Below are 1,459 nucleotides of genomic sequence, written 5' to 3' on the forward strand. Positions count from 1 at the left end.
AAAGCTGACAGGTGTTTATTTTTACGGTTTTGTATGGTACTCTCAAGTTGTGCCACTATAAAACTTCCTCTCATTGTTAGTCTCGCAACTTCAATGATACACGAATTTTATAGTGGCATTTTTTTTATTTGAATTTAGGTGGCTAACTTGATTGTACAATTGGCCAGTAAATAATTATCTTCTAAAATCCCTTTATTATCACCTCTTGCACAGCAGTTTAAAAAAAGAAGTAAATTATAATGAACTTTTGGCTTTTCGTGACATCTCATTTTTTCGACCATATATCGTATCAACTCGTTATTAGTTAAAAGTACTTTTGTGAATAAACGGTCAATTTCTCTCGGTGTTCCCTTTTGAATAAAATCATCTATTTTAGCGTAGTATTCTTTTATTTCTTGTTTGGTAAGTACAGTATTAAATATATCTATTTCTTCTTGTTCAATGTAATCAACAAGTCCAGTCATAAATTCCTCGAAACTCTTTGCTAATCTAATTTCTTGATTCTGTTCAGTATTTATAAAAATAACAGGAGGGTCCACTTTACTATTCCGATAATCAAGTGCAACAAAAGAGTGCCCATCTCCAGAAATTAGTACAACATTCTTAGGCAAACCCCATTCACGAATTAAATATTCACTTTCTAGTATTCCTCTTTCCTTTCCCAAACCTATCCCAAATACGTGGTCAACATGAACATGATCATCAGCCCACGGTGTCGGTGTATCTGAAGGATGTGAATTAAATTTAATGTAACCACCATTTTGTTGGTTCAAGATACTTATGTAGGATTGTGGTAACTTAACTTTCAATTTTTCTTCTGCTTGTTCTACAATTTCAACTGTTAATGGTTCTAATTTGCCGTAATCATTATCTTGTTGCCAAATATTTTTCACACGTATGTCCCCCATGAAGTTTTAATTTTATACTTTCTCCCATTTTACATATGGTTTGGTTTGATAGTTAATCTTGCCCTATTCTGGAACACAGCTATGCTGCAAACGCTTCTGTTTTAGTATCTATCTCTCTTTTTCTAACGTCAGAAATTGTCTTTACGGCCACAATTAAAAAGAGAGCAATAAACCCCACTTTCAATCCTATTGCCCAATTCCATATGAAAGCCGAGAAAATGACTCCAAATGTTAATGCTATATGGTATAGAACTTTATAAGAACTTTTTGAAAAAACGTCTATTACAAAAAACATAATGAATAGAATCATGAATATATTTCTTAAAATTTCAAACAGAGCGTTCCAATCCATCTTTTAACCTCCTTTCACAAAATGGCCCTTTAACGGCATAATCCATATTCAAGAATTGCCCCCGTTTCAGGAATAATTTACGTCACACAGCTATATCCATTAGTTGAACGTTCACTAACAAGGATTTCCCTACTTTTAATTTCTTGAAAAGTAAAAGCCAGTTACAACTAACGCAATGGCAGTCTCGTCACATCATTTC

The 1,459-nt window shown here is 33.2% G+C and carries 1 protein-coding gene and 1 pseudogene; both read right to left on the reverse strand.

What is annotated here, in order from left to right; all coding sequences use genetic code 11:
- Window positions 1-428: 428 nt before the first annotated feature.
- Window positions 429-893 (reverse strand): annotated as a pseudogene (locus CSV72_RS17315) (SMI1/KNR4 family protein); the annotation flags it as partial.
- 94 nt (window positions 894-987) lie between these two features.
- Entirely contained in the window at window positions 988-1,260 is a 273-nt protein-coding gene (locus CSV72_RS16485) for a hypothetical protein (RefSeq protein ID WP_099679241.1), read from the reverse strand.
- Window positions 1,261-1,459: the final 199 nt, after the last annotated feature.

Source organism: Sporosarcina sp. P20a (assembly GCF_002743175.1).
Taxonomy (GTDB): domain Bacteria; phylum Bacillota; class Bacilli; order Bacillales_A; family Planococcaceae; genus Sporosarcina.

Bases quoted from the DNA above. Each gene is read 5' to 3' on its own strand.
- CSV72_RS16485 (WP_099679241.1), bottom strand. From the start codon at position 1,260: ATGGATTGGAACGCTCTGTTTGAAATTTTAAGAAATATATTCATGATT.